Annotated in this window: 22 protein-coding genes; 12 read left to right on the top strand and 10 right to left on the bottom strand. The window is 65.5% G+C overall.

Annotated features, from left to right (window positions below):
- The first annotated feature begins 53 nt into the window (after positions 1-53).
- From B5D38_RS05315 to B5D38_RS05305, 3 genes are all read left to right on the top strand, one after another.
- Positions 54-524 (top strand): tRNA (cytidine(34)-2'-O)-methyltransferase, encoded by a 471-nt coding sequence (locus B5D38_RS05315; RefSeq protein ID WP_078707336.1) that lies wholly within the window; start codon positions 54-56, stop codon positions 522-524.
- 128 nt (positions 525-652) lie between these two features.
- Positions 653-991, top strand: a complete 339-nt coding sequence (locus tag B5D38_RS05310; protein WP_078707335.1) for a PepSY domain-containing protein — start codon at positions 653-655, stop codon at positions 989-991.
- A 145-nt stretch (positions 992-1,136) separates the two neighbouring features.
- Positions 1,137-1,748 carry a LysE family translocator gene (locus B5D38_RS05305; protein WP_078707334.1) on the top strand — a complete coding sequence of 204 codons (612 nt, stop codon included), beginning with the start codon at positions 1,137-1,139 and terminating at the stop codon, positions 1,746-1,748.
- Between the two features lie 29 nt (positions 1,749-1,777).
- Here the strand turns inward: B5D38_RS05305 and B5D38_RS05300 are convergent, their stop codons facing one another.
- A complete protein-coding gene (locus B5D38_RS05300; RefSeq protein ID WP_078707333.1) occupies positions 1,778-2,032 on the bottom strand; it encodes a hypothetical protein in 255 nt (84 codons plus the stop codon).
- A 258-nt stretch (positions 2,033-2,290) separates the two neighbouring features.
- Between B5D38_RS05300 and hemF the strand changes: the two genes are divergently transcribed.
- Both hemF and B5D38_RS05290 read left to right on the top strand, forming a co-directional pair.
- Positions 2,291-3,196 (top strand): oxygen-dependent coproporphyrinogen oxidase, encoded by a 906-nt coding sequence (hemF, locus tag B5D38_RS05295; RefSeq protein ID WP_078707332.1) that lies wholly within the window; start codon positions 2,291-2,293, stop codon positions 3,194-3,196.
- A gap of 69 nt (positions 3,197-3,265) precedes the next feature.
- The gene (locus tag B5D38_RS05290; protein ID WP_078707331.1) at positions 3,266-3,463 is read left to right on the top strand and encodes a DUF1059 domain-containing protein; all 198 of its coding nucleotides are present in this window, start codon (positions 3,266-3,268) and stop codon (positions 3,461-3,463) included.
- 75 nt (positions 3,464-3,538) lie between these two features.
- Here B5D38_RS05290 and B5D38_RS05285 read toward each other — a convergent pair whose 3' ends face one another.
- Together B5D38_RS05285 and B5D38_RS05280 are read right to left on the bottom strand one after the other, a co-directional pair.
- Positions 3,539-4,780, bottom strand: coding sequence for a CCA tRNA nucleotidyltransferase (locus tag B5D38_RS05285; protein WP_078707330.1), 1,242 nt, complete (start codon positions 4,778-4,780; stop codon positions 3,539-3,541).
- A complete protein-coding gene (locus B5D38_RS05280) occupies positions 4,777-5,463 on the bottom strand; it encodes a CoA pyrophosphatase (protein WP_078707329.1) in 687 nt (228 codons plus the stop codon). Before B5D38_RS05280 ends, B5D38_RS05285 begins: the two co-directional genes overlap by 4 nt.
- 305 nt (positions 5,464-5,768) lie before the next feature.
- On the opposite strand from B5D38_RS05280, the gene B5D38_RS05275 reads away from it, so the two are divergent.
- Genes B5D38_RS05275 through B5D38_RS05260 form a run of 4 tightly spaced genes read left to right on the top strand, consistent with a single transcriptional unit; the run spans position 5,769 to position 12,650 of the window.
- Positions 5,769-6,779, top strand: coding sequence for an AAA family ATPase (locus B5D38_RS05275; RefSeq protein ID WP_078707540.1), 1,011 nt, complete (start codon positions 5,769-5,771; stop codon positions 6,777-6,779).
- 14 nt (positions 6,780-6,793) lie between these two features.
- On the top strand, positions 6,794-7,708 hold the full coding sequence (locus B5D38_RS05270; RefSeq protein WP_078707328.1) for a DUF58 domain-containing protein: 915 nt from the start codon (positions 6,794-6,796) through the stop codon (positions 7,706-7,708).
- The gene (locus B5D38_RS05265; RefSeq protein ID WP_078707327.1) at positions 7,708-10,566 is read left to right on the top strand and encodes a DUF4159 domain-containing protein; all 2,859 of its coding nucleotides are present in this window, start codon (positions 7,708-7,710) and stop codon (positions 10,564-10,566) included. Before B5D38_RS05270 ends, B5D38_RS05265 begins: the two co-directional genes overlap by 1 nt.
- Positions 10,563-12,650, top strand: coding sequence for a hypothetical protein (locus B5D38_RS05260; RefSeq protein ID WP_078707326.1), 2,088 nt, complete (start codon positions 10,563-10,565; stop codon positions 12,648-12,650). Before B5D38_RS05265 ends, B5D38_RS05260 begins: the two co-directional genes overlap by 4 nt.
- A gap of 20 nt (positions 12,651-12,670) precedes the next feature.
- Here the strand turns inward: B5D38_RS05260 and B5D38_RS05255 are convergent, their stop codons facing one another.
- Positions 12,671-13,171 (bottom strand): GNAT family N-acetyltransferase, encoded by a 501-nt coding sequence (locus B5D38_RS05255; protein WP_078707325.1) that lies wholly within the window; start codon positions 13,169-13,171, stop codon positions 12,671-12,673.
- A gap of 284 nt (positions 13,172-13,455) precedes the next feature.
- On the opposite strand from B5D38_RS05255, the gene B5D38_RS05250 reads away from it, so the two are divergent.
- Positions 13,456-14,439, top strand: coding sequence for a glutathione S-transferase family protein (locus B5D38_RS05250; protein WP_078707324.1), 984 nt, complete (start codon positions 13,456-13,458; stop codon positions 14,437-14,439).
- 4 nt (positions 14,440-14,443) lie between these two features.
- On the opposite strand, the gene B5D38_RS05245 is transcribed toward B5D38_RS05250, so the two are convergent.
- Complete coding sequence (locus B5D38_RS05245; protein WP_245318843.1) at positions 14,444-14,908, bottom strand: NUDIX domain-containing protein; 465 nt, start codon at positions 14,906-14,908, stop codon at positions 14,444-14,446.
- Positions 14,909-14,948: 40 nt separating this feature from the next.
- Between B5D38_RS05245 and B5D38_RS05240 the strand changes: the two genes are divergently transcribed.
- Positions 14,949-15,923: a metallophosphoesterase family protein gene (locus B5D38_RS05240; protein ID WP_078707322.1), complete on the top strand. Its 975-nt coding sequence runs from the start codon at positions 14,949-14,951 to the stop codon at positions 15,921-15,923.
- A gap of 40 nt (positions 15,924-15,963) precedes the next feature.
- Here B5D38_RS05240 and B5D38_RS05235 read toward each other — a convergent pair whose 3' ends face one another.
- Positions 15,964-16,581 carry an acyl-CoA-like ligand-binding transcription factor gene (locus B5D38_RS05235; protein ID WP_165690791.1) on the bottom strand — a complete coding sequence of 206 codons (618 nt, stop codon included), beginning with the start codon at positions 16,579-16,581 and terminating at the stop codon, positions 15,964-15,966.
- Between the two features lie 414 nt (positions 16,582-16,995).
- Here B5D38_RS05235 and B5D38_RS05230 point away from each other — a divergent pair, with 414 nt between their 5' ends.
- The gene (locus B5D38_RS05230) at positions 16,996-18,171 is read left to right on the top strand and encodes an alpha/beta hydrolase (RefSeq protein WP_078707539.1); all 1,176 of its coding nucleotides are present in this window, start codon (positions 16,996-16,998) and stop codon (positions 18,169-18,171) included.
- A 120-nt stretch (positions 18,172-18,291) separates the two neighbouring features.
- Here B5D38_RS05230 and B5D38_RS05225 read toward each other — a convergent pair whose 3' ends face one another.
- The 4 genes from B5D38_RS05225 to B5D38_RS05210 all read right to left on the bottom strand — a co-directional run bounded on the left by B5D38_RS05225 (position 18,292) and on the right by B5D38_RS05210 (position 23,209).
- The gene (locus B5D38_RS05225; protein WP_078707320.1) at positions 18,292-18,912 is read right to left on the bottom strand and encodes a hypothetical protein; all 621 of its coding nucleotides are present in this window, start codon (positions 18,910-18,912) and stop codon (positions 18,292-18,294) included.
- 182 nt (positions 18,913-19,094) lie between these two features.
- On the bottom strand, positions 19,095-20,792 hold the full coding sequence (leuA, locus tag B5D38_RS05220; RefSeq protein ID WP_078707319.1) for a 2-isopropylmalate synthase: 1,698 nt from the start codon (positions 20,790-20,792) through the stop codon (positions 19,095-19,097).
- 299 nt (positions 20,793-21,091) lie between these two features.
- Positions 21,092-22,177 (bottom strand): sensor histidine kinase, encoded by a 1,086-nt coding sequence (locus B5D38_RS05215; protein WP_078707318.1) that lies wholly within the window; start codon positions 22,175-22,177, stop codon positions 21,092-21,094.
- 135 nt (positions 22,178-22,312) lie between these two features.
- Complete coding sequence (locus B5D38_RS05210) at positions 22,313-23,209, bottom strand: cation diffusion facilitator family transporter (protein WP_078707538.1); 897 nt, start codon at positions 23,207-23,209, stop codon at positions 22,313-22,315.
- Positions 23,210-23,212: the final 3 nt, after the last annotated feature.

The following is a 23,212-nucleotide window of genomic DNA, read 5'->3' as shown; positions in this document are numbered from 1 at the left end:
TGTCACGGCACAGGACTTTCCGCGACGAGGCGAATCATTCATGGCCAGTCGTCATGGACCTTCGCATAGCGTTGTATCAGCCGGATATCGCCGGCAACACCGGCACCATCATGAGGCTCGGCGCCTGCCTCGAAATCGGCATCGACGTGATCCTGCCGGCGGGCTTCGATCTGTCAGACCGGGCACTGCGGCGCGCGGGCATGGATTATCTCGATATGGCGCGCCTCACCCGCCATGTCGATTTTTCCGCCTTCGACGCGTGGCGGCGGGCGGAGGGCCGAAGGCTGGTTCTCTTCACCACCAGGGGCGCCCTTTCCTACACCGACTTCGCCTACCAACCATCGGATGTGCTTCTCTTCGGACGTGAGAGCGCCGGAGCGCCGGAATGGCTCCACGAAAGCGCCGACGCGCGGCTCGTCATCCCGATCAGCCCTAAGGCCCGTTCGCTCAATCTCGCGGTGGCGGCGGCCATGGCCGCCGGCGAGGCGCGCCGCCAAGTCGGGGCCGAAGGGCAACAGGAATAAACAAGTCTATCGTCGCAGCAATAAAAATTTACTCGCAGTGGAAGATCGCCGGGAACTTGCGGCGCCCGCTGCGCTTTATTGCGTCACCCACCGGGAAACCGGGATAAGTTTTACGATGGACAAGCATCATGAAAGCTAAACTCCTGGCATTGGGGCTCCTCGCCGCCTCTTCGGTGATCGCCTCCCAGCCCAGCTTCGCGCAGGGCATCGAGATCGGCCCCAACGGGGTTCGCGTCCTTACACCGGAAACCCGGGACCGCGATCGGGACATGCGCCGTCCCATGCGGCAGGAACGCGAGATTTCCGAGCGTCAGGCTGTGCGCATCGCGCGCAGCGAAGGTCTTTCCGAGGTCGATAGCGTCACCAAGACCCGCAGCCAATATCGCGTCGCGGGCGTCGACCGGCGCGGCGACGACATTCGCGTCGATATCGATCGCTTCACCGGCGAGGTGCTGCGCGTTCGCTGATCGCTTCGGCAGAAAACAACTCGGCATCGGAAAGGGGGAAAGGCCGTTCGGTTTTTCCCCCTTTTCTGTTTGCCACTCCTTTTCCCACGCTCCCCTTGCCGTATGATCTGGGCAATCTCTTCTTTTGGGTTCGAGGGATAAGGAAATGAGTCTCGAGTTTCTTGTCACCGCCCTGGTCGTCGTGCTGCTTCCCGGCACGGGGGTGATCTTCACCTTGTCGGCGGCCCTGACGAGGGGCTTTCGCGCCAGCCTTCTGGCCGCCTTCGGCTGCACGCTGGGCATTCTGCCCCACATGGCAGCCGCGATCACCGGCCTGGCCGCCCTCCTTCATGCGAGCGCCGTCGCCTTCGAGGTGATCCGGTATGCCGGCGTCGTCTATCTGCTCATCATGGCCTGGAAGACGGTTCGCGAAACCGGAGCTCTTGGCATGTCCGCGCGACAATCCGAGAGCTCGTCCAGCCGGATCATCCTCTCGGCGATCCTCGTCAACATTCTCAACCCGAAGCTCTCGGTCTTCTTTCTGGCGTTCCTTCCGCAGTTCATCGCGACGGACGCCTCCCACCCTCTGCTTCAGATGGTGGAACTGGGCGTCGTCTTCATGGCAATGACCTTTGCGGTGTTCGCGCTCTACGGCGCCTTTGCCGCGTCGGTGCGCAGCCACGTGACCTCGCGGCCGAGCGTGATGACCTGGCTGAGGCGAAGCTTCGCCGCCGCTTTCGTCGGATTGTCCTTCAAGCTCATGCTGGCCGAGCGCTGATCAACGCCTCGCTTCACGCAGGCGAGAGCCTAGTCGGCGCTCGGAAGCCGGCGCATGGTGAATTCCACCTCGTCGTCGGGCAGGACACGCCAGCTTTCGACCGATGTCCAATAGGCGGCCTTCGGATATCGTTCGAACCATTCCTTGGCCTTCACGCGCGCGGCCTCGCGCGGCAGCGTGTAGGTCTGGCGCACGAAAATGTCCTCTTTGGTTTGAGCGACCGCCCTGCCCCGACGAAGCTGGCGTCTCAGACCGTCGAGAGGCGGTGAAGGAAGGCGCGTCATCCTGCGTTCTGCCGTCCGGTGATGGGCTGCGATGATCGACGACAAGATAGCGCGAGCGATCGGGGAATGCGAATCCCGCGCCCCGTCCGGGGCTGCTTCAGCCGCAAGCGCGAACGATATGGTCGTAGGCGACTCCATCGCTTGAAAAGCCGCACTAGGTGGTGGCACCAGCGGAGGAAAGTGACCAGCCGCTTGCTGTGCGTTCCGCGTCTCGCGTCGGATCAGCACGGTTGGAATAGCGTATGAGAGAGGACGCCCATGGAACGCCCCGACCTGCCGGAAGGCTTGCCCGAGGAGATCGAGGAGAAGAAAGGGCGCGCCCGCGCCTGGTTCGAGGAGCTGAGGGACAGCCTCTGCGCGGCGTTCGAATCGCTGGAGGATGAACTGGCAGGCGAGGAAGGTCTTCCCCCCGGCCGTTTCGAACAAACCGAATGGGCGCGTGAGGGCGGCGGTGGCGGCCTCATGTCCATGCTGAAAGGCCGCGTCTTCGAGAAGGCCGGCATCCACACCTCCACCGTCTTCGGTGAATTCTCGCCCGAGTTTCGCTCCCAGATTCCGGGCGCGGAGGAGAACCCGGCTTTCTGGGCCTCGGGCATCTCCCTCATCGCCCACCCGCGCAATCCGAACGTGCCGGCCGTGCATATGAACACCCGCATGGTGGTCACGACCCGGCAATGGTTCGGCGGCGGAGCCGACCTGACGCCCATGCTGGAGCGGCGGCGCACCCAGGAGGATCAGGACACCGCCGCCTTCCACCGCGCCATGCGCTTCGTGTGCGAGCGTCATCAGGACATCGTCGACTATGAGCGCCTGAAGACGTGGTGCGACGAATATTTCTTCCTGCCTCATCGGGGCGAGCCGCGCGGCGTCGGCGGCATCTTCTACGATTGGCTGCACTCGGGCGAGGAGAGCGGCGGATGGGAGGCGGACTTCGCCTTCACCCGCGACGTCGGCCGCGCCTTCCAGGTGGTGTATCCTCATCTCGTGCGCCACAACGCCGCAGCGCCGATCACCGAGGCGGATCGCGAAGAGCAACTGATCCGCCGTGGCCGCTATGTGGAGTACAATCTTCTGTACGATCGCGGCACGATTTTCGGCCTCAAGACCGGTGGTAATGTGCCGTCAATCCTTTCTTCGCTCCCCCCAATCGTGAAGTGGCCATAATCCTCGTCTTCAACTCGAGGGCGAATAGCACTATCTTCGGTACATACGAAACGGGACGGGAGGCGTCTTATGTATGAACTCAACTGTGCTGGTGTGATACCGGGCTGCAGCCGCGTCATTCGCGCGGACAGTCAAGCGGAAGTGATCCGCCGGGCCGTCGTTCAGGCGAAGCAGCTCGGCATCGAGGAAATCACACCCTCGATGATGGATTCGTTCCGCACAAAGACAACCGAATTCCGCGCTGGCGCCAACGACACGTCGCATTGACGTTTTCGGACGCGGATTGAGATCGGGCGGGCCGTTCGCGGCCCGCTTTTCTTTTGTCGCCGGTTCAGAGAACCGTCAAAGACGCTCAAGAAGGCTCTTCTTCCCGAGCACGAAGCCGCTATCGACCCAGATGCGGGTGAGCCGCTTCAACGTCTCGCCCAGGACAGGCCCAGCAGAAACCCCCGACGCCAAAAGATCATTGCCGCTGAGCGGAAAGGCCGGCGGCGAGAACTTTTCGGCGGTCGTTAGCATGCGATGAAGGGCAGCCACCTCGGCGAGCTTGGCCATGTCCTCCGCCGCCTTCACCCGCGTACCTGCCAGCGCCAGACGCAGCCGGTCGACAATGGCCGTGCGGTCGCCGAAATAGAGCCGAGCGCGGAAAACCGCCTCGCTCTCGTCCGGCCGTGGCGCCTCGGCATTGGCAAAGGCGAGGAGGCGATCCCGGTCGGCGTTGGAAAAGCGCAGACGCTGGGCCATGGCGGCGAGACGTGCCGCGTCCGGCGGCACGATCGCGGCGAGGCGCAGCATCGCATCCGCCTTCCAGCCAAGATCGGCCTCTGCGGCAATCAGGCCCGGAATGGCGTCGATGCCCCACTTCTCGGTTTCAGGCAGAGCCTCGGTCAGAACGCCGGTCTGGCGCATCCAGAGAAGCGCGCGGGAGGGGTCCGGCGCAGCCAAAAGCTTTTTCAGTTCCGCCCAGACGCGCTCGACCGAGAGACGCTTCATACCGCCGCGAAGGCGCGTCACCGCCTTAAGACCGGCGGCGTCCGGGCGCCCTTCCCCGTACCATGCGAAGAACCGGAAGAAGCGAAGGATGCGCAGATAGTCCTCGGCGATCCGCTGGTCGGCATCGCCGATGAATCGCACCCGCCGCGCCGAAAGATCCTCCAGGCCGCCGACGAGGTCGATCACCTCGCCCGACGCCTCGCAGTAGAGCGCGTTCATGGTGAAATCCCGCCGCTCGGCATCGGCCCGCCAATCGCGGCCGAACGAGACGGTGGCATGACGGCCATCGGTGGCGATGTCCCGGCGCAGCGTCGTCACCTCGTAGCCGCGCCCGTCCGCGACCACGGTGACGGTGCCGTGATCGATGCCCGTCGGCACCACCTTGAAGCCCGCCGCCCTGGCGCGCTCGGACGATTGCTCGGGTAGCGTCGTCGTGGCGATGTCGACATCGGTAACGGCAAGGCCAAGCAGCGTGTTGCGGACGGCGCCGCCGACGACCCGAGCCGCCTCCCCGCCATCCGACAGCGCGAGCAGGAGGCGCTGCAACGCCTCGTCCTTCAGCCAATCGGCCTCGATCCTCTGTGTGCTCACGTGTAGAGCCTTTCATAAAGCAGGCGGATGATGCCGGCGGTCACGCCCCAGATCCTGTGAGGGCCATAGGGCATCTCGTAGAAGAACCGCTCCTGTCCGTTCCAGACGCGGCTCTCCTTGCGATGGTTCGCGACGGTCATCAGGAAGCCGAGCGGCACCTCGAAGATGTCGTCGACCTCGTCCTCGTTGCGCGTCAGCGTGAAGCCGGGGCGGGCGACGGCGAGCACCGGCGTGATCTGGAAGCCCGACCCGGTGAAATAGCGCGGCAGGCGGCCGAGGGTTTCAACGAACGCCGGATCGAGCCCGGTCTCCTCCTGCGCCTCGCGCAGGGCCGCCGCCTCGGGCGAGGCATCCCCGGGCTCGATCCCGCCGCCCGGAAACGCGATCTGCCCCGAGTGCTGGCGCAGATGCGCCGTCCGCTTGGTCAAAAGCACGCTTGCCGCCTCGCCGCGATCGACCACAGCGATGAGCACCGCCGCCGCCCGCGCGCTGGCGCGGTCGATCAGGCCGTTGAGGCTCGGATTGAGCGTCTGGTCGCCATGCTCGGCGTCGAGGCCAGAGCTGCCGCGCAGCGCCACCCGGCGGCGAAAGTCCGAAGCGTCGTAGCCCTTGGGTGAATAAGGCGCCGCGTCAAGCTGCTGGCTGGCCGAGAACAAGGGCGAGGAAGGATCGAAAGCGTGCATGTCGCCTCTCTTGGCAGATCGAGCGGGGCCGCGCCACCCTGGGCGCGCGTCTGAGACAGGCCTCTTCGCGGCTAACGACGATGCCGCTCACGAGTTTCTGACTTCGAGAACGCAAGGATTGACCAGCGATCGGGCTCGGCGCCGCGCGCCAGTCACATTTTGGCCCCGTGTTCATGGTCACGAATATGTGGTGGCCCATCGCGCCCTTTCTCGCGTTCGGATATGGCTTTTTGAACGACACCCCTTCGAGTCGATCGTGGTCGCGCTTTGCCGATCCGGCTCCCGCCATTCATGGAGAAGACAAGATGACGCTGATCGCGCCGCGGGACTCCGCCCTTGATAACGCCGCGATCGTCGCCCTCGCGGAAGAGGCGCTTTCCGACGTCGCCGACGTCAAGGCGTCCATCGGGCGCGTGATCTTTGGTCAGGAGAGCGTCGTCGAGCAGTCGCTGGTGGCGATCCTGGCGGGCGGCCATGCCCTCCTCGTCGGTGTGCCCGGCCTCGCCAAGACGAAGCTGGTCGAAACGCTCGGCGTCGCCCTCGGCCTCGACACGCGGCGCATCCAGTTCACGCCCGATCTGATGCCCTCCGACATCGTCGGCAGCGAGGTCATGGACCAGGACGAAAACGGCCGCCGCTCCTTCCGTTTCGTGCGCGGGCCGGTGTTCGCCCAGCTTCTGATGGCGGACGAGATCAACCGCGCCTCCCCGCGCACCCAGTCGGCGCTGCTGCAATCGATGCAGGAGTACCACGTCACGGTGGCGGGCGAGCGTCACGACCTGCCGAGCCCGTTCCACGTCCTGGCAACACAGAACCCGTTGGAGCAGGAAGGCACCTATCCCCTGCCCGAGGCGCAGCTCGACCGCTTTCTCATGCAGGTCGACGTCTTCTATCCCTCGATCGAGGCGGAACGCCGCATTCTCCTGGAAACCACCGGCAGTCAGGAACAGGCGGCTGTCGCTGTGCTTTCCGCCGATCGGCTCAAGCAGATCCAGGGGCTCATTCGCCGCATCCCGGTGGGCGAGAGCGTGGTGGAAGCGATCCTGTCCCTCGTCCGCTCGGCCCGCCCCGGCAACGGCAACAAGGAGGCCGACGCTCATGTCGCCTGGGGGCCCGGCCCCCGCGCCTCCCAGGCTCTGATGACCTGCGTCCGGGCGCGCGCGCTGTTCGACGGTCGCCTGTCGCCCTCGATCGACGATGTCATGGCCCTGGCCGAGCCCATCCTCCAGCACCGGATGGCGCTGAACTTCTCGGCGCGCGCCGACGGCATGAGCGTGCGCGACGTCATCGCGGCGCTGAAGCGCGCCGCCGCCTGAGACCTGAGAGCCGAATGCCCCCGATCGGACAGACCGTCTCCCCAACGCCAAGCCGCGACGCCCTGAAAAGGGCGCGCCAGCGCGCGGCCCTCCTCCCCGATCTTCTGGTCGAGGCGCAGCGGGTGGTTTCCTCCACCATCTCCGGCTGGCATGGACGCCGCCGGCGCGGCGCGGGCGAGAACTTCTGGCAGTTCCGGCCCTTCGTCGATGGGGAATCGGTGGCGCGGATCGACTGGCGCCGTTCCGCCCGTGACGACCATGTCTATCTGCGCGACCAGGAGTGGGAAGCGGCGCAGACCGTATGGCTGTGGGCCGATGCCTCGCCCTCCATGCTCTACCAGTCGCGCGGCGCCAGCGTTTCGAAGGAATCGCGCGCCCTCGTCATCGTCCTTGCCCTCGCCGAACTGCTCGCACGCTCGGGCGAGCGCATCGGCTATCCCGGCGTCATGGACCCGGTCATCTCGCGCAACGCGGCGGAGAAGATCGCCGCGGCCTTGATGACGATCGGCCAGAAGCCGGGATTCCCGCCCGACGATCGCCTGCAGCGCTTCAGCGAGATCGTGCTCGTCAGCGATTTTCTCGATCCTGTCGACGAGGTGCTCGGCCACATGGAACGCCTCGCCCGGCGCGGCGTGCGTGGCCATCTCGTCGCGCTGGCGGACCCGGCCGAGGAGACCTTCCCCTATGCCGGCCGCACCGAATTTCGCGATCCTGAAACCGGCGCGCGGCTCACCGCCGGACGTGCCGAGACGTTGACCGAAGATTACCGGCGCGTCTTTGCGGCCCATCGCGAGGCTTTGGCAGATACCTGCCGCAAGCTCGACTGGGGCTTTCTCGCCCACCGCACGGATCGCCTCGCCTCCGAGGCGCTGGTTGCCGTCCATGCCCGCCTCGCGGGCGGCCTCCACGCCAGCGGCAGGCGCATATGATGGGCGGCCTGTCGCTTTCCTTCGGTGCGCCTTTGGTGCTCTTCGGCCTCCTGGCGCTTCCGGCGATCTGGTGGCTGCTGCGCCTGACGCCACCCAAGCCACAGACTGAAACCTTCCCGCCGCTGGCGATCCTGCGCTCCGTCCTCAAAACCGAGGAGACGCCGCAGAAGACGCCATGGTGGCTCGTGCTGCTGCGACTTCTTCTGGCCGCCGCGGTGATCTTCGCCCTGGCGGCGCCGACGCTCAACCCGCGCGATAGCATCCTTTCCGGCTCCGGTCCGCTGGCGCTCATGATCGACAACGGCTGGGCGTCCGGCCCGGATTGGGACGATAGGCAGGCGACCGCCGAGGCGCTGATCGGGGAAGCCAAGGACGCCGGAAGGCCGGTCGCCCTCGCCTTCACCGCGGAAGGCTCGTCCGACGATGCGACGCCGGCAGAGGCAGACGAGGCGCTGGTTCGCCTGCGCGCCGCCGAGCCTCGCCCCATCCCGACCGACCGGGCGGCGGCGGCGACCCGTCTTTCCACCGCCCTCAGCGGAGGCGCGCAGCCGAGCCTCGTCCTCCTCACGGATGGGCTCGACAGCCCCCGCACCGACGATGCGCTGCAGACCCTCGCGGGCCTTTCGCCGGAACAGGCGGTGGTCTATCGCCCGCCACTGGACGGCGTCGTCGGGCTCACTTCGGCCGATAATTCGACCGAGGCCTTGGTCGTCCAGGCCGTCCGGCCGGAAGGCAGCAGCCAGGGCGCGAGCTTTACGGTTCATGCTCTCGACGAGCAGGGCCGCGAGCTCGGCCACGCACCGCTCGATTTCGCTGCGAACGCGAGCACGGCGGAAGCGCGCTTCGATGTTCCTGTGGAACTGCGCAACGACATCGCCCGCCTTCAGGTCGAAGACGGCCTTTCCGCCGGCGCCGTCCGCCTCGTGGACGACAGCTTCCGGCGGCGGCGCGTCGCGCTGATCTCGGGCGAATCCTCGGATCTCGCCCAGCCGCTGCTCTCGCCGCTCTATTACATCACCCGGGCGCTCCAGCCCTTTGCCGACCTCGACCCGGCGAAGTCAGCCGATCTGGCGACCTCCGTGCCCGAACTCCTTCAGCGTCATCCTTCCGTCGTCGTGCTGGCCGACATCGGCGTGCTGCCGCAGGCGGCGTCCGAGGCGCTCCAGGCCTATGTCGAAAACGGTGGGACGCTGCTACGCTTTGCCGGTCCGCGCCTCGCCGCGCAGACCGGCGAGGACAAGCTGGTGCCCGTGCGCCTCAGGCGCGGAGAGCGCCAGCTCGGCGGCGCGCTCTCCTGGGCCGAACCCCAGCATGTGGCACCGATGGCGGCCTCGAGCCCCTTTGCCGGCATCGCCATTCCCGACGACGTGACCGTGTCGCGACAGGTGCTCGCGGAGCCGTCGTCCGACCTTTCCGAGAAAACCTGGGCCAGCCTCGCCGACGGCACGCCGCTGGTGACGGCCGAAACCGTGGGCGCCGGCTCCATCGTCCTTTTCCACGTCACCGCCGAGGCGACGTGGTCGAACCTGCCGCTCTCGGGCGCCTTCGTCGGCATGCTGCGCCGCGTCGTATCGCTGTCTCGGGCCGGGGGCGGAAATGCGGGAAGTGAAGCGGGGGGACGCACCCTGCCCCCCTATCGCGTGCTCGACGGACGCGGCCGACTGACGACGCCGGGGCCGGATGTCGAGCCGCTGACGGTGGGCGCGGGCGAGGCGCCGGCGGTCGGCCGCGCCCATCCTCCGGGGCTCTACGGCACCGAGGATGGCTATGCCGCCGTCAATCTTCTCTCGCCCGACGCGACGCTGCGCCCGCTGCCCGACGTGGACCTCGGCGCGCCGGTCGAGGCCCGAGGCTATGGACGAAGCGAGTCCCTGGATCTCATGCCCTGGCTGTTCTCCCTGGCGCTCATCCTCTTCGCGCTGGACGCTTTGGCGCTGCTCGCGCTCAACGGCGGGCTGGCGAGGCTCCGACGCCGGCTGTCGGGCGGCTCCGGCGCGGCGGCGGGACTGTCGGTCGTCCTTCTGTCGGTTCTCGTCGTCGCGACGCTGATGGCTTCGCCCGTCAATGCCCAGCAGATGAACGACAGCGCTCCGCAGGCGGGTCGGCTCGACGTGGACCAGGCCATCGAGGCGACCCGCACGACACACCTTGCCTATGTGGAAACGGGCGAGGACGCCGTCGACGAAATCTCGCGCGCCGGGCTGGAAGGGCTGACGCGCTATATCGCGGCGAAGACGTCGCTGGAGCCGGGCCACCCGATCGGCGTCGACATCGCGGCCGACGAGCTTGCCTTCTATCCCCTCCTTTACTGGCCGATCGAGGCGAGCGCGCCGATGCCCGACGCCGCCGCCATCAGCCGCGTCGACGCCTATATGAAGAACGGCGGCACGGTTCTGTTCGACATTCACGACGATGCGCTGACCGATCTTTCAGGCGCTGTTTCGCCGGCGCAAAAGCGCCTGCGCAACATTCTCGCCGATCTCGACATTCCGCCGCTGGAGCCGGTGCCGCCCGATCATGTGCTCACCAAGTCATTCTACATGATGGAGCGCTTTCCCGGCCGTCACTCAGGCTCCGAACTCTGGGTGGAGGCTCTGGCGGCCGATCCCGAGGGCGCGGCGCGACCGGCCCGGGGCGGCGACGGCGTCTCCTCGCTCATGATCACGTCCAACGACTTCGCCAGCGCCTGGGCGATCGATGATTCCGGGCAGTTCCTCTACCCCACTGACAATGCGGACCCGCGTGAGCGCGAGCTGGCCTATCGCGCCGGCGTCAACATCATGATGTATGTGCTCACTGGCAACTATAAGGCCGATCAGGTGCATCTGCCGGCGCTGCTCGAAAGGCTCGGCCAATGAACTGGTCCGTGCACTTCTCGCCGTTCTTTACCTGGCAGATCATCGCCGCGCTGGCCGTTCCGGCCGTCATCCTGGCGCTCATCCTGGCCTTTGCTGGAACGCGGGGATGGCCGCTGCGCATCCTGGCCATCGCCGCGCTCATTCTCGCGCTGACCAATCTGGTCGTACTGCGCGAGGAGCGCGACCCGCTGAAGAGCGTCGTTGCCCTGGTGGTCGACGACAGCCAGAGCCAGACCATCGGCGAGCGCACGCGCCAAACCGAGGAGGCAGTCGCCGCACTGAAGGAGCGCATCGGGCCGCTTCGCGAGTTCGAGCTTCGCACGGTCGAGGCACGGTCGGCAGACGGCAACCTTTCCGGCGATGCCTCGACCGCGCTGTTCTCCGCCCTTCAATCTGCGCTGCACGACGTCCCGCCGGCGCGGGTGGCGGGCGCGATCATGGTGACGGACGGGCAGGTCCACGACATCCCGAACAATGCCAAGGCGCTCGGCTTCGACGCTCCGGTTCACGCGCTCGTCACCGGCCAGCCGGACGAGTTCGATCGCCGGGTCGAGATCGTCACGGCGCCGCGCTTCGGCCTGGTGGCGGACGAGCAGCACCTGACCTACCGCGTCATCGAGGACGGTCCGGCGGCCTCCGACCAGCTGGTGGATGTGACGCTCTATCTCAATGGCGACCTCATCCACCGCGAAAGGGCGCGCCCCGGCGAGACGCGAACCGTGCCCTTCAACCTGCCGCGCGCCGGAAAGAGCATCCTCGAGGTCGCGGTGGCGCATGATCCGAAGGAGATCACCAACGTCAACAATCGGGCGATCGCCGAGGTCGAGGGCATTCGCGAGAACCTGCGCGTCCTGCTCGTCTCGGGCGAGCCCCACGCCGGCGAGCGCACCTGGCGCAATCTTCTGAAATCGGACGCCTCGGTGGACCTCGTCCACTTCACCATTTTGCGCCCGCCGGAAAAGCAGGATGGCACGCCCATCAACGAGCTGTCGCTCATCGCCTTTCCGACGCGCGAGCTGTTTGTCGACAAGATCGACGATTTCGACCTCATCATCTTCGACCGCTACCAGCGGCGCGGCGTGCTGCCGACGCTCTATTTCGACTACATGGCGCAGTATGTCGAAAAAGGTGGCGCCATGCTGATCGCCTCGGGCCCTGAATATGCGGGGCCGGATTCGGTGGCCACTACGCCCCTCGAATCCATCCTCCCTGCCCTGCCCACGGGCGGCGTCGAGGAGGTGCCATTCCGCCCCATGCTCTCCGACCTCGGCCGCCGGCACCCGGTGACGCGCGACCTTCCCGGCTCGGAAACAAACCCGCCGGCCTGGAGCCAGTGGTTCCGCAGCATCGACGTCGGGCCGGTCAAGGGCGAGACGGTGATGAACGGCCCCGATGGAAAGCCGCTGCTGGTTCTCGACCGGGCTGGCGAAGGGCGCATCGCACTGCTCCTTTCCGACCAGAATTGGCTGTGGGCCCGTGATTTTCAGGGCGGCGGGCCGCATGTCGCCCTCTTCCGCCGCCTCGCCCACTGGCTGATGAAGGAACCGGAGCTGGAAGAGGAGGCGCTGTCAGCCGAAGCGCGCGGCGAGGAGCTCGTGGTCACGCGCCAGACCATCGGCGACGATCCGGGCGAGGCCACCGTCATCACGCCGTCCGGCGCCGCCGTGCCCCTTGCGCTGGAACGCAGCGAGCCCGGCCGCTGGGAGGGCCGCCTGAAGGTGAGTGAACTCGGCCTCTACCAGATCGGCAACGGCGATCTGAGAACGCTTGCCAATGTCGGCCCGGCAAACCCGCAGGAATTCCGGGGCGCGGTGTCGACCACGGAAAAGCTGGCTCCCATCGTCGAGGCGACACGCGGCAGCGTGCGCCGGCTCGCCTCCGCCGAGGGCGAAGCTGTCTCGGTGCCGCGCATCGTGCCGGTGGCGGGACGCGCCAACACTACGGGGCCGGGATGGATCGGCCTGCGCACAACCGACGAGACGGTGTTGAGAGGCGTCGACAGAACTCCGCTCTTCGCGGGGTTCCTTGGGCTCGCAGTGTTGCTGCTCGCGTTCTCGGCGACGTGGTATCGCGAGGGGCGGTAGACGGCCGCCCCTGTTGCGGCTCAGCGCGGCTGCACCCGTCCTTCAAGGCCCACCAAGGCCCCTTCGACGAGCGGCAGCGCAAGGATGCGGGTAGGATCGACAGGCCTCGGCATGGTGACGCTGCCGATTGCGAGGCGTCGGTAGCCGAGTGGCCCGTAATAGGGCTCGTCGCCCACCAGGAAGATCACCGTTTCGCCAGCGGCTTTCGCAGCATCGGCGGCCATCCTCATCAGCGCCTTGCCGATGCCGCGGTTCTTGTAGCCAGGGCGCACCGCCAGTGGCCCGAGCATCAGCACCGGCGTCTTCCCGATCGCAACCGGCGTCAGGCGCACGGAGCCAACGACCGCCCCGCCCTGAATCGCGACAAACGATAGGGCGCGGATGTGTGGCGCCATTTCGCGCACGCGCTCGGCGGCGCGAACGAAACGGCCGGGGCCGAACGCCTCGTCGGTGATCGCGGCGACGGCGTCGTCATATTCACTGCTGTCCAGAAGGTACAGGACGTCGGAGATGGCATCCATGGAGGGGGTCCGTTGCGGCTGTCGCGCCGCCCGCACCCCTCAAGGCGACGGAACGGCGTTAGATCGGTCGGTAAGCGGCCAGGATCTCGGTTCGTCGTCGCATCGGAAGGCCCTTCGCTCTCATCCAGGGTCGGTTGAGATTTGCGATTAGCATTCTTCTCACCAGCCGTCTATCGGGCATTTGCGCCAGCGGCGACGCACTGTTCGCCGAACCGACCCTGGAACGCGGCGCGGCACACCCGACTTGTTTCTCGAAACGGCAATGAGAGCATGGGGCAGGCACGATGGGACTTCTCGTCGACGGGAAATGGCAGGACAAGTGGTACGACACCCAGTCGACGGGCGGCCGCTTCAAGCGCACGACCACGACGTTTCGACGCTGGATCACTCCTGGCGGCGAGCCCGGCCCTGAGGGCCAGGAGGCGCTTCCCGCCGAACGAGATCGCTACCACCTTTATGTCTCCCTCGCCTGCCCCTGGGCGCACCGCGCGCTGATCACGCGCAAGCTGAAGAAGCTCGACGATGTGATCTCGCTCTCGGTAGTCGACTTCCACATGGGCGAAGAGGGATGGGTCTTCTCCGGCCGGTCGGGCGCCATCCCCGACAGCGTCAACCACAAGACGCGGCTCTACGAGGTCTATCTGGCCGCCGATCCGCACTATTCCGGGCGGGTGACGGTGCCTGTCCTTTGGGACAAGAAGACGGGGACGATCGTCAACAACGAATCCGCCGAGATCATCCGCATCTTCAATTCCGCATTCAACGAGTGGGGAGATGCATCTCTTGACCTGTCTCCGAAGGAGCTCTTGCCCGAGATCGACAAGATCAACGACAGGGTCTACCACGCCATCAACAACGGCGTTTACAAGGCCGGCTTCGCCACCACACAGGAGGCCTACGAAGAGGCCTATCGCGAGCTTTTCAAGGCCCTCGACGAAGTGGAGGTCATTCTCTCGCGCCGGCGCTATCTCCTGGGCGATCGCTTGACCGAGGCCGATATCCGCCTGTTCACGACGCTGATCCGCTTCGATCCGGTCTATTTCGGCCACTTCAAGTGCAACAAGCGGCGGATTGCCGATTACCCAGCGCTCTTCGGCTTCATGCTCGACATCTATCAGACGCCGGGCGTCGCCGAGACGGTCAATTTCGACCACATCAAGGGCCACTATTATTCGAGCCACAAGACCATCAATCCCACCGGCATCGTGCCTCTCGGCCCGGATCAGGACCTATGGCAGGCGCATGGGCGGGAGAAGCTGAGCGCCTGACGCCTTACCAGCGGTCGGCGAGCGGAGCGCCGTGAAGAAGTTCGGCAAGGCGGCGGCGCGTTCCAGGCGTCGTCCCTTCCGGCAAAGCCTCGGGGTGGAAGAAGCCCGCTTCTGCAATTTCGTAGTTCGGGCGAAAGGCCTCGGTCTGCTCGGCGCCCTCGCAGCGATAGAAGAGGACGTGATCGCGGGGCGAGGCATGGTCATTGAGGTAGACGCCGAAAAGGCGCCGCTCGCCGCTCAACGTGATCCTCCCCTCCTCCCACATCTCGCGAACGAGAGCCGCTTCGGCCGTTTCAGCCCGGTCAACGCCGCCGCCCGGCATATGCCACCCCGAAACATAGGTGTGGCGCACCAGGAAGACGCGCCCTTCGGCATCGAAGGCCGCGCCTCGCACGCCCAGTGTCATCGGCCGCCGCAGAAGGTGGGCGACGTGCATGAGACGCAGATAGATTTTCGACGCGCTCGCCATTTCCCTTCCCATGCGGGTCGGATCGTATAGATGTCAGACGATGTTTCGCCTTGCCCACCTCTCCGACATTCACCTTGGTCCTCTGCCGGCACTGTCTTGGCGCCAGCTCGCCTCCAAGAGGATCATCGGCTACGTCAACTGGCAGCAGAACCGCAAGCGGTTCATGTTCGGCGATACGCTGATCTCGCTGGTGGCCGACCTCAAGAACCAGCACCCCGACCATATCTGCGTCACGGGGGACCTCGTCAACCTCGGCACTCTACAAGAGGCCGTGGCGGCGCGCGCGTGGCTTGAGGATCTCGGCACGCCCGACCGTGTCTCGGCCATTCCCGGCAATCACGATGCTTACGTGCCCGGCGCGCTGAAGCGCTCCTATGGGGAGTGGCACGACTACATGGTGGGCGACAGTCCCCTCGCCTCGGTGCGCGGCTATTTTCCCTATCTCAGGGTACGCGGCCCGATCGCCATCATCGGCCTGTCCAGCGCCGAGGCGACCGCGCCGTTCTTCGCCACCGGCACCTTCAAGCGCCGACAGGCGATTGCCATGGCCCGTCTTCTCGACGACTGCCGGACAACGGGTCATTTCCGCGTCGTCATGATTCACCATCCGCCGGTTCCCGGCGCTGCGGCCTGGGCCAAGCGCCTGCACGGAAAGCAGATGTTCTCCAAGATCATCCGCGAGGTCGGCGCCGAACTGGTGTTGCACGGCCATACCCACCTCGACACCATCTATTGGCTCGACGGCCCCAACGGCAGGGTACCGGTCGTCGGCGTTCCATCGGCCAGTCAGGCTCCCGGTACGGACAAGCCGGCGGCGCGCTACAACATCTTCGAGATCGAGGGAGAGGCAGGCAACTGGTCACTCACCCAGCGCGAGCGCGGCCACCGCGAGAGCGGCCAGGGCGTCGACTGGATCCGCGAGCGCGCCATTCTCGACAACGGCACGACGGTCAATGCCAAACCGCGAGCCGACGCGCGGCCAGCGCGCGAGCCGGAGCAGGAACGGCCGCTCTAACTTCCGCATGATCCCGGACGGTCGCGAGCGCAGGCGCGATTCAGTCGGACGCCATGTCGCTCTGGTCGGGGTCGATGTCGGCGATCCGAAACCGCTCCATGGCCTGGGCGAGCACATCGCTCAGCGAACCATGATCGGCATCAAGCCAGAACTCGACCGCCGCGTGAATCGCCGCCACGACCGTCGCAGCGGCAATGCGGGGCGCCAGGCATGTCGCCGGATCGGTACGTGTCCGTCGGCCGACTTCCCGCGCGATGCTCTGTTCGACGGCAAGGTCAGCCTTCGCAGCCTCGGCAAACAAGGAGGGCTCGGTGCGGATCAGCCGCGATCGCGCGATCCAGTCTCGATCGGGTTCCGCCTCGAACACCTTCAGAACGGTGGCACAAAGCGCGTCGTGCAACGGCATCTCGCCGGGCTGCCGGCTGAGGATTTCACAGAACTGGTCCGAGCGGATGGAAACGCCGCCGACAATGGCCGCTTCCTTGCTCGGAAAGTAGTTGTTGAAGGTGCGCGGTGAGACGTCCGCTTCCGCGGCGATGTCCTCGACACGCACCTGCGAGACGCCGCGCTCCAGCGCATGGCGAAGCGCGACGGCACTCAGGGTCGCTCGCACCGCGCGCTTCTTGCGCTCGCGCAGGCCCATATTGGCTTTGTCCATGCTCATTCGTTCGAATTACACATCGGCGGGCGCAAAGACCACGGGCGCAGAGGCCTATCATCGGGTTTCCGGCAACAAACAATACCGGTGAGCGGCCTTGAAAGGAACAGGTCGCGCGCCAGCCCCTCTGGTCGCACTCTCGCGACTATGAACGATAGCCACGGCTTCGACTTCACCAAACGTCGCTTGGTAGGTGCAAAGCGCGCCCAGGCGATGCGGTATCGATCTCTCACAATTAGTTCACAACAGGCAAACTTGCGTGTTGCGAAAAATTATGGGATCGTCCCTTGGCAAATGCGCCTCGCGATGTCCCGGCATGGCGCTTTCTTGCAGTCCCGTGCCGCAGGCAGCACGAACCGGGCCGTCATTCAGGCCCCTGCGGAACGGCATACGTTTGCCAAAGGAGCAGAAACGGTGACCATCGAATTCAGCCGCTGGCCGGCGAACTACGGAAAATCCTTCCAGGTGACCAAGATCCTGGGGCTCGCATCCCTCGGGTTCGCCGACGCCACGGAGATCTTCGCCGCTTGCAAGAACATCGATCCCGACAACGACGAGACGTGGGTCAAGGAATGGCTGGCCACGGCCGAGACCGTCGAGAGACACGGCAGGCAGGCCGAGGCGGTCGGCAACTGGTACGCCGCGCGGGACGCCTACGCCCGCGCCTGCAACTACACCCGGACCGCCGAGTTCATGGTGAAGGACGACGAGGCCGAGAAGGTGCGGCTCATCCGCAAGTCGACGGAGCTGTTCGAGAAGGCCGGGCGGTACTTCGACGTCCGCCCCGAGAAGGTGCAAGTCCCCTATGAAGATGCCATGCTCGACGGCTACTTCTTCTCGCCCGACTGGATCGAGGGCCCGAAGCCGACCCTGTTCGCGCTGAACGGCGGCGAAGAGCACTCCACCGAGAACTACTTCAATCTCGGCCCGGCCTTCATCGAAAGCGGGTACAATTTCTTCGTTTACGACCAGCCGGGAACCAGCCTTTCGCTGTACGAAAAGGGGAAGACGCGACGCGCCGACAGCGAGGCGTTCCACTCCAAGGCCATCGACTTCCTTCTCACGCGACCGGAGGTTGATCCGAACAAGATCATCGTGTTCGGAGAAAGCTTCTCGGGTTACGACTCTCTGAGGTTCGCCTCGTTCGATCAGCGCATCGCCGCGGTAATCTCCGACGGCGGGACGCACAAGTTCGACTGGGCGGCGATGCTCCGGTGGATGCCCCCCAGCCTCGCCGCGCACGGCCTGCGCATCCTCGGTGCCAGCAGTCTCGACGAACTCGCGAACGATCCCCGCTTTGCCTACGACCTCGAAGGCGTCCTGCACCGGATCGAGTGCCCCCTGCTGGTCGTTCACGGCGCCGAGGAAGCGCTGGTGCAACCCACCCCGCTTTGGCAGGCTCTGACCAACTATGAACAGGCTGGATCGAAGAACAAGACGTTCCTGCCGATCGAGGATCGCCGGCTGGGCGGGCTGGAACACTGCCAGGTCGACAACAAGCACGTCACGCGGGAAGTGGTTCTGAACTGGCTTTGCTCGATCGGGCTCGGACCGTCAGCGCCGCGCTCCACGAAAGCGCGCCCTGCCTGATTTTAGGCTTGGCCGGCCGGGATTCAGCCGAAGGCCGGCCCTTGTATCCACGAGCAGCGGCGGCGGTACGCCACCCTCGCCGCTCCGCAGTCGCCCGCAAGCCAGCCCTCGGTTTCAACGTCAGCGCGGCGGAAGCAGCCCCTGCCAGGCGGCAAAGGCGTAGAGCGCCGCCACGCCGATCACGATACCGATGATCATCCAGGTGAAGGCAATGACGAAGTCGGTCGACCTCGGCCGCGCCGGCGGCCCCACGCGAATTGGATCGGCGGCGGCGGCGCGCGGCTGCCTCGCGCGCTCAGCGATGCGTTCGCCGACCCCGTCGTTCAGCGCGAACGCCTTCTCCCGCTCGATGATCCGCTCCGCCACGTAATCCGTGATGCGGTCGGCGATGACGCGCGGCTCCTGCGCCTCGGCAAGCGTCAGACGTCCAAGCCTCGTCTCGCGCACGAAACGGTAGGTGCGCCGGTCGCGCGCCATGATGACGTTCGCCGTCGCATCGATCCAAAGGCGAGGCTGCGGTCCCCCGGATAGGGCGAAGTCGAAGAAGTCGTCGTCCGCCGGCAGGTCCTCCAGCAGTGGCTGAAGCTCCTCGGAAAGGATTTCCAGCCGGGCGCGATCGGCTTCACGAATGTCGATCACCACGTCGGAACGTTGCGCGGCAGCGATCTTGGCGGCGCGCACGGCGTCCGCAAGGCGATGCGATGGGGCCGGGATTGCCGGCATCGGTCTGTTCTCTGCCATGGCGGCCTCGTCGGAAAGCGAACCAGTCGCGTCGATTATGACGCGTTCAGCTTTCGTTAACCATAAGGCGCGGCCATGCAAGACAAAATCGCGCCGCGGCCGCAGCAGGCGGACAAAGCGCCGCTGATCGAGGCAAGGCCGCGTCGGAGAATATCCGGCGCGGCCGACGTGATGGAAAGTGCTCAGCCCTTGGCGAGGTCGAGCACACGGTTCGCCGCCGCCACGATGCCCTCGAGCGAAGCGGAAACGATGTTCTTGTTGACGCCTGCGCCGAAGAGCTTACCGCTCGGATGCTCCACCTCGACATAAGCGATGGCGAAGGCATCGGAGCCGCGCTGGAGCGAATGTTCGGAGTAGTCCGCGACGGACATCTCGATGCCGAGATAGGCGGACAGAGCGTCGATGAACCCGTCGATCGGCCCGGTTCCCATGGCGCGAATGGTCTTCTCGACGCCGTTGTCTAGGATCGTCGCCTCCACCATGCGCTCACCCTTCACGTCCATGCTCGGGCGCGTGAAGTGGTCGACGAATTTGATCCGTGCGCCGGGCTGTTCGACGTAGAGTTCGAGGAAGCGTTGATGAATACGCTTCGAGGGCAATTCCTTGCCTTCCTCGTCGGTGATCCGCTGGATGTCCTCGCGGAACTCGATTTGCAGGTTGCGAGGCAGGTTGAGCCCGTAGTCGGCCTGCAGAATATAGGCGATCCCGCCCTTGCCCGACTGGGAGTTGATGCGGATGATCGCCTCATAGGAGCGCCCGACATCGCGCGGGTCGATGGGCAGGTAAGGCACCTCCCACAGTTCCTTGTTGGCGCTCTTGATCGCCTTCATGCCCTTGTTGATCGCGTCCTGATGCGAGCCGGAAAAGGCCGTGTAGACCAGTTCGCCCACGTAAGGGTGCCGCTCGGGAATGGCGATCTGGTTGCAATGCTCGTAGACGTCCTTGATCCGGCCGACATCGGAAACATCCAACCCAGGATCGATCCCCTGGGTGAACATGTTGAGGGCCAGCGTCACGAGGTCGACATTGCCCGTCCGCTCGCCGTTGCCGAAGAGCGTTCCCTCGACGCGGTCGGCGCCGGCCAACAAGCCGAGCTCGGTGGCGGCGATGGCCGTGCCGCGATCGTTGTGCGGATGCAGCGAGACGATGATCGACTCGCGGTTGTCGAGATTGCGGCACATCCATTCGATCTGGTCGGCATGGATGTTGGGCGTCGACATCTCGACCGTCGCCGGCAGGTTGATGATCAGCCGGTTCTCGGGCGTCGGCCGGACGATCTCGGCGACCGCGTTGCAAATCTCCAGCGCGAAATCGAGTTCGGTCCCGGTGAAGCTCTCGGGCGAATATTCGAACCGAAAGCCGCCGCCGGCCGCCGCCGCCATGTCCGTCACCATCTTGGCGGCATCCGTCGCGATCTGCTTGATGCCCGCGCGATCCTTCTGGAAGACGACCCGGCGCTGCAATTCGCTGGTGGAGTTGTAGAAATGGACGATTGGATGCTTCGCCCCCTCCAGCGCCTCGAAGGTGCGGCGGATCAGCTCCGGCCGGCACTGCACCAACACCTGGAGCGACACATCGTCTGCGACGTCACCTTCCTCGATGCACCAGCGGGCAAAGTCGAAGTCGGTTTGGGAGGCCGAGGGAAAGCCGATCTCGATCTCCTTGAAGTTCATCGCCTTCAGGAGCGCGAAGAAGCGCGCCTTCTTCTCGTGCCCCATGGGATCGACCAGAGCCTGGTTGCCGTCTCTGAGGTCCACCGAACACCAGATCGGCGGTTTTTCGATCGTCTGGCTCGGCCATCGGCGATCCGGCAGATCGACGCGGGGATAGGGCTGATATTTGATGCCGGCCTTGGACATCACGGCAGAAGTGTCGGGCATGGGATGTTTGCCTGTGCGCTGACCGAAACACTCGCCCGCGGTTCCATCGACACGAGCGGTCTTTCGCTGAATTGATCCATCAATGACGTAAGCGAAGGGGCAAAGCGCGCGGGGCGCGCCTGGGCTCGACCGCCGGACGCCCCTTGATCAGCAGGTCCGACGATCGCCGCTAAGGAGCGTAAGAAGAAGCGCGTCAAGGCGAAGAACGCGGCCGAACGGCGCGAAAGGCGCAGCATCGATCAGCAAAGAGGCGTTCATCCTGTTCATGGAAAGGCAACGTAGCCGATTCGATGCCAAGTTCAAGCGCTGATTTGCTTGTCGTCCTGGGTGAAGCGCAGCTCGCACACAGCGCCCCCGTCGTTGAAGAAGGAGACCCTGCCGCCGATCTGCTGAGCCAGAGCCTGAACGATACGCATGCCGAGATTGCGCGACTGCCCGATGGCGAAATCAGACGGCCAGCCTGGCCCGTCGTCAACCACGCGCAGCACCAACGACTGGGGCTCGGAAATCGCCGCAGGTTCGCAATAGAGCTGAACAGAGAGACGGCCGGGGCGCCCGTCGGCGAAAGCGTGCTCGATGGCGTTTGAAATCAGCTCGGTGGTAATCAGCCCCAGCGGCACGGCGAGTTGGGCGGAGATCGCCACGGCTTCGGCCTCGACCTCATATGTCACGTGATGCGCGCCAGCCGCCTCGATGAGGTCCGGTCCCAGGCCTTCCAGATAGGGACCGAAGTCGACGCTCTGCCGCGCCGGATCATGGAGCTGGCGCTGGATCTTGGCGACCAGCGCGATACGCGCCGAAGCCTGTGCGAGAACGGCTGCCGCCTCGCCGCCGAGCGCCCTGCCCTGCCCGTTGAGAATGGAGGAAACCACCGCGAGGTTGTTCGACACGCGATGCTGAAGCTCGCGGAAGAGCAGATCGCGCTGGCGGGCAAGCTGTGCCGCCGTCTCCCGCTCTACCACCACGCGGTCGAGCGCCAGATGCATCCAGTGAATGAGCGAGATGTCGACGGCAACAATGAAGACGTAGAAGAGAAGCGCCAGCAGTCCGCCGCCGCTGAGTGCGAAGGAATTGAAGGGAGCGATGAAGAAATACCAGGCGGCAAGGCCGCAGCCTATGGCCACCGCGATGCCCGGCCCAAGGCCGACGAAGAACGTCGTCAGGATCACTGCCGGAAAGAAGGTGAGATACGGGAAGCCCGCCGGTAGATCGCTATCGAGCCAATAGCGCAGAGCGAAGCTCGCAAGGATGGCGAGCAGAGCGGCACCCCAGCGCTCCAGTCCGCCCCGACGGAAGCGATCGGTCGCGCCCAGAACGACCTGGACCAGCCGAAGCGGACCGGAAGGGTTCGCCACGCTGCCGCTGCCACCGACTATATCAACCACGTGCTGCCTCGCTTCGTCCTCGGCGCACAGGTTCTATGGTCGTGGCCGTCGGCGGCTATAGCAGGATCGAATCGGCCCCGTCACGCAGTTTGCGGCGGTCGCCGAGCAAATCTTCAGGCGAGGTAAAGCGGCCTCTCAAAGCACCGGAACGCCGGTTTGTTTCGCCTCGTCCTCAGGCTCGACATGGATCGACACGCGCGCGCCCTGGAACGACGCCTTGAGCGCATCCTCGATCTTGTCGCAAATGCAGTGGGCCTTTCCGACGGTCATTTCGCCGGGAACGACGAGATGAAATTCGATGAAGATGGCACGGCCCGCCAGGCGGGTCTTGAGGTCGTGGACCTCGATGGCGCCGTTGGCGCTGGCCGAGATGATCTCGCGAACCTGCTGCTCCTCGGCCGGATCGATCGCCTGATCCATCAGGCCGCTGAGCGAATTCAGGACAACCTTGTAGCCCGCCATGAGAATGTTGACGGCCACGAGCGCGGCAAGCAGCGGGTCGAGGATCGTCCAACCCGTCGCCGTCGCGAGAAGGAGGCCGGCGAGGACGCCCACGGACGTGACGACGTCGGTCATCAGGTGATGACCGTCTGCCGACAGGGCCGGAGAGCGTTTGCGAGTGCCCGTGCGGATCAGATAAATGGCCCAGCCAAGGTTGATCAGCGTGGCAAGCGAGTTGATGGCCATGCCTTCCATCGGCTGGTCCAGGGTGCGCGGGTTCTGCAGGGCTTCCCACGCCTGCTGAAGGATCAGCAGCGCGGCCACCACGATGAGCACCCCCTCGACCACGGCGGAGAAATACTCCGCCTTGTGGTGGCCGAAGGGGTGATCCTTATCCGCCGGCTTATAGCTGAGGCGCACGGCCCAGAGAGCGATCACCGCCGTCACCAGATTGACGATGGACTCCAGCGCGTCCGACAGCAGCGCCACCGACCCAGTCATCGCGTAGGCCACGTATTTCAGGGCCATCACGCTCAGCGCGACAAGGATCGAGCCGAGCGCCACGCGCTGGATCAGGACGGCGGAACGCATTGC

The sequence above is a fragment of the Consotaella salsifontis genome, from assembly GCF_900167365.1.
GTDB lineage: Bacteria > Pseudomonadota > Alphaproteobacteria > Rhizobiales > Rhizobiaceae > Consotaella > Consotaella salsifontis.
This window is presented reverse-complemented; position numbering and strand designations above follow the sequence as displayed.